Annotated in this window: 5 protein-coding genes and 1 pseudogene; 4 read left to right on the forward strand and 2 right to left on the reverse strand. The window is 60.0% G+C overall.

Annotation, left to right across the window (positions count from 1 at the left end):
* Positions 1 to 55: 55 nt before the first annotated feature.
* Positions 56 to 205 (forward strand): hypothetical protein, encoded by a 150-nt coding sequence (locus FNJ47_RS45025; protein WP_163163088.1) that lies wholly within the window; start codon positions 56 to 58, stop codon positions 203 to 205.
* 39 nt (positions 206 to 244) lie between these two features.
* Here FNJ47_RS45025 and FNJ47_RS45030 read toward each other — a convergent pair whose 3' ends face one another.
* On the reverse strand, positions 245 to 505 hold the full coding sequence (locus FNJ47_RS45030; RefSeq protein WP_236000551.1) for a hypothetical protein: 261 nt from the start codon (positions 503 to 505) through the stop codon (positions 245 to 247).
* A 135-nt stretch (positions 506 to 640) separates the two neighbouring features.
* Positions 641 to 790 (reverse strand): hypothetical protein, encoded by a 150-nt coding sequence (locus FNJ47_RS45035; protein ID WP_163163092.1) that lies wholly within the window; start codon positions 788 to 790, stop codon positions 641 to 643.
* A gap of 759 nt (positions 791 to 1,549) precedes the next feature.
* Here FNJ47_RS45035 and FNJ47_RS45040 point away from each other — a divergent pair.
* From FNJ47_RS45040 to FNJ47_RS45050, 3 genes and pseudogenes are all read left to right on the forward strand, one after another.
* Positions 1,550 to 2,278 carry a Csu type fimbrial protein gene (locus tag FNJ47_RS45040; protein ID WP_163163094.1) on the forward strand — a complete coding sequence of 243 codons (729 nt, stop codon included), beginning with the start codon at positions 1,550 to 1,552 and terminating at the stop codon, positions 2,276 to 2,278.
* Positions 2,275 to 3,105 (forward strand): fimbrial biogenesis chaperone, encoded by an 831-nt coding sequence (locus FNJ47_RS45045; RefSeq protein ID WP_163163096.1) that lies wholly within the window; start codon positions 2,275 to 2,277, stop codon positions 3,103 to 3,105. The genes FNJ47_RS45040 and FNJ47_RS45045 overlap by 4 nt, the downstream gene beginning before the upstream one ends.
* Before the next feature lie 40 nt (positions 3,106 to 3,145).
* A pseudogene (locus FNJ47_RS45050) lies at positions 3,146 to 3,894 on the forward strand (fimbria/pilus outer membrane usher protein); the annotation flags it as partial.

Here is a 3,894-nt window from a genome sequence, read left to right on the forward strand (position 1 = left end):
CTAGGGTCGGGGCCAACGCGCGTGGGTGACCGGGGTGTGCTGTGGGCACCTTTAGATGTGTATAAGGGACTGGCCCTACTATGGTGGGTATCCCTACTACGGCGCCGGATATGGCTATGGCTATGGCTCCGGATACGGCGGCGACTATTGCGCGCCTGGCGGAGGCTACGGCTACTACGCCCGGCCGCGCTATTACGGGTGGTAGGCCGCACCTCATTGGGTGCCATGCCGGCCTTCGGTGATGTCACCGCAGACCGAGCAGAGAACGCCGATAGCCGCTCTCGCGCGCTTCATTCCTGCATACGAAGCTGCCATCGAAGCCCCTCGCATAGCGGCTCTGCCCTTTGCGATAGTAGCGTCCCCGGCGGAAATCGAGCCAGACCACGGTATCGCCGGGGCAATGCCGCTGAGCCTGAGCCTCATACCGGAAGGGCGTGAGCGGCAGCGCGACCGTCTGTTGCGCATGGCAAATCAGGAAGATCGTGGCCCAGGCCGCGACACCCAAACCTGCTACGGGACGGCCTCGACGTCCGATCGAATTTGCAGCTAATCTGAAGCGCATTCGTTGCCGCCGGGAGTGATCCGTACCGCAGGGCTCGTCGCCGACATCAGCTCGCTCAACGTCAGCTGAGAGGCGTGCTCAGGACGACAACAGTCCAAAGGCGATCGCGACGGTCGACAGCATCCCGCCTGTCACGACCAATACCTTGAAGGCCAGATCGCCATCGACCGCTTCGAGCCAATGATGCAGCCATTTGCGAGCGCCGGCCGGCAGGCCCGCACGACGCACTCGCCAAAATCTGTCGCTGCCGTGCCCCATGATCGTCAATGTAGATCACGGCGGAGCCCACAGACCAGTGCAGCTTGTGCCAAACAATCAGGTCATGTGCGGCACCTGGATAACCCAATTGGGCTATAAGAACCGGCATGGCCCCGCAGCCCGCTGAAGCAAAGGCTTTCCTCCAGCTTCCCTTCGAAGCGAGTTCCTGATTGTTTCAAACAAGAGATTTTCTTCGGTGGAGTCATCGACCATCTTGCCGATCGCCGACCGAGGAATACGGAGCTTGGCCGATAACCTCGAAGCCTTCTTGTCCACCTTGCCGACCGCGGTCAGCGGCAGGCTGTCGACGAACTCGACTTGCTTCGGCGCGTGCGTGCCGCCCTTCCGCGCCCATCCGCTTGATGATCGTCGTAAGGAGAGTCCCGCGATGGAGACCTTACGGATGACAAGCCCGACTCGTCTTCATGAGCAGTCGTTACTGCACCAGTTTCGCACCAGAAACGACCCAGCCGAACCGCAACGAACGCGATCCGATTCAAACAAAAACTAAGCAAAATCAACGAAGCCACTCGCTATCCCGCCGCTCATAACGGTCTGGTTGCAGGTTCGAGTCCTGCCGGGCCCACCAATGAATTCAGAGGGAGGCAGACTAAGCCCAAGCGCACCCAGAGCCGGTGCGGCCCTGAGTCCGCCAGCCGACTTTGCCAGCTATTACGGCTTTTGATGGGGCCATAGCTGTCGATAGTTCGATCAGGCCTCGCGAAGCTTTTGCTCATTCAAAGTTTACCCAATTTTGATTCTTTTGTTGACGACGATGGCCTGCGTGTACGGGCACAATTGGCGATGAAAACGAATTCATTGGAAGATACCGAAGAAGTTTGCCGGCCGACCAGGAAAGCGGCCCGCAGGGTTTTCGATCCTTGTCGAAGGATTCGCATCCGCGACGACCGTGGACCTTTGCTGAAGCGACGAACGCGGCAGGCTGCGCGAATGGGAGCGGTCGCGCTCTTCGTTGCCGTGGCATCCGGTTATCAAACGTCCGCCCAGGCCGGCACATCGACCGCAAATTTGACCGTTCAGATCACCATCACGGCGTCTTGCACAATCAACGCTGCGACGCTCAATTTCGGGAGCGTGGCAGGAACAACGCTCGCAACCACCTTGCAGTCTGGCAGCACAACCGTCTCGGTCACCTGCACCAATGGCAGCCCGTACTCCATCGCCATGGACAACGGAGCAAATGTGTCCGGCAGCCAGCGGCGGATGACGAATGCCGGGAATTTTATCAATTACGATCTCTATACTGATTCGGCCCATACCAACCCTTGGACCACGGCTACCAGCAGCACCACCTGCACGACCACGAACGGCTGCTTTCTCGGCACCGGTAACGGATCGGCACAGACGATCAACATTTACGGTACCGTTCCGGCAACCGGCACCGCACCGAACACCGGCACCTACACGGACACGGTGGTTATGACCATCACCTATTGAAAAAGGGCCGCGGCAGCGGCCCGCTGTTCCGTTGCATCTGCGTATCGACGAAATGCCTTCTTGGCGCACGATTTCGAAATCGACTGGGCATCGCGATGCATCATAGTTCGACTCTGCTGGCCGCATTTGCCACAAGCCTGGCCTGCATGGAGGTTGCCCATGCCACCGCGCTTCGCGTTGAACCCGTTCTCCTGGAGCTGAATGCGCCGGCGGCGGCGGCTTCCCTGACGCTGCGCAATGACGAAGATGCCCACGTCGAGGTCCAGACGCGCGTGCTTCGCTGGTCGCAGTCCGACGGCAAGGAGAGTCTTGAACCGACAACCGACGTGGTGGCATCACCTCCGGCCGTCAGGATGGCGCCTCATTCAGACTACGTCGTGCGAGTTGTACGAGTGTCGAAACAGCCGGTCAACGGCGAAGAGAGCTATCGTGTCATCGTCGACCAATTGCCGCGAGCAGGCGGCGGCCAAGGTCGCAGCGTCAATCTTTTGGTACGACAGTCGATCCCGGCGTTTTTTCGCGGCCGCGAGATCAGCCGGCCGCAGGTTTCCTGGGCGCTCCGTACCGAAGCCGGCCAACTGACCGTCGTGACAAGCAACGCCGGCGATGAACGGCTACGCATCGCAAACTTGCGGCTTAAGGATTCTTCGGGAGCTACCTTGTCCTTTGGCAACGGCCTCCTCGGCTATGTCCTCGGACATTCCTCCATGAGTTGGGCCACGCTGAAATATCCTCGCGGCTTTGGATCCGGCGGATCCATCTCTGTCACGGCGGACACCGACAAGGGCCAGACTCATGCGGTTATTGAGTCGCAGACTCGTCGGTAGAAGAGGCTCCACGCTTGTGTCCGTCTTAGCACTCCTTGGCATGGTCCTCTGTGCCGGGCGCTCGCGCGCGGGGGAGCACCAGACAAATCTGCAACTCGATGTCGTGATCAACTCCATGTCCGCCCGAACGATCGGATCATTCGTGCGGTTCGATGACGGTCGTATCGGCGGAACGGTGGAGGAACTGGAAAGCCTCGGCCTGCAACCGGGCTCGCCGCATCGACCGGGCGAGATCATCGCACTGGATGATATCCCGACCGTAAAGTATCGATATGAGGAGAGAACACAGCGGATATTCATTGCCGTCGACGAAGCCGGACGCAAGCCGCAGCTCTTTGACGCAGGCAGCTCCAGGGGGAACCTGCCAAAGGCGCGGGCCGATCCCGGCGCGGTGCTGAATTATGACCTGTTGAGTTCAACCAGCAACGCAGCTACCCCGAGATTGATCGGGCTCGGTAACACATCGCTTTTGCTCGATGCCCGGGCGTTTTCGCCTTACGGTACCGCCGAACAGTCGGCGATCGTCCGCACTGGTCCGCAGCAGCCTGCGCAGGCGACACGGCTGAATTCGTCTTTCCAGTATTCCGACCAAGACCGGATGATCGGCTACGTTGCTGGGGATACGATCAACGGCGGTCTGGCCTGGTCGCGGCCGATCAGGATCGGCGGCCTTCAGGCTCAACGCGATTTTGCCCTGCGGCCCGATCTCATTACCGCGCCGCTCGCGACCATTGGTGGTAGCGCGGCAGTGCCGTCAACCGTCGACGTCTATGTCAACAACATCAAGAC

The sequence above is a fragment of the Bradyrhizobium uaiense genome (assembly GCF_010811875.1).
GTDB lineage: Bacteria > Pseudomonadota > Alphaproteobacteria > Rhizobiales > Xanthobacteraceae > Bradyrhizobium > Bradyrhizobium uaiense.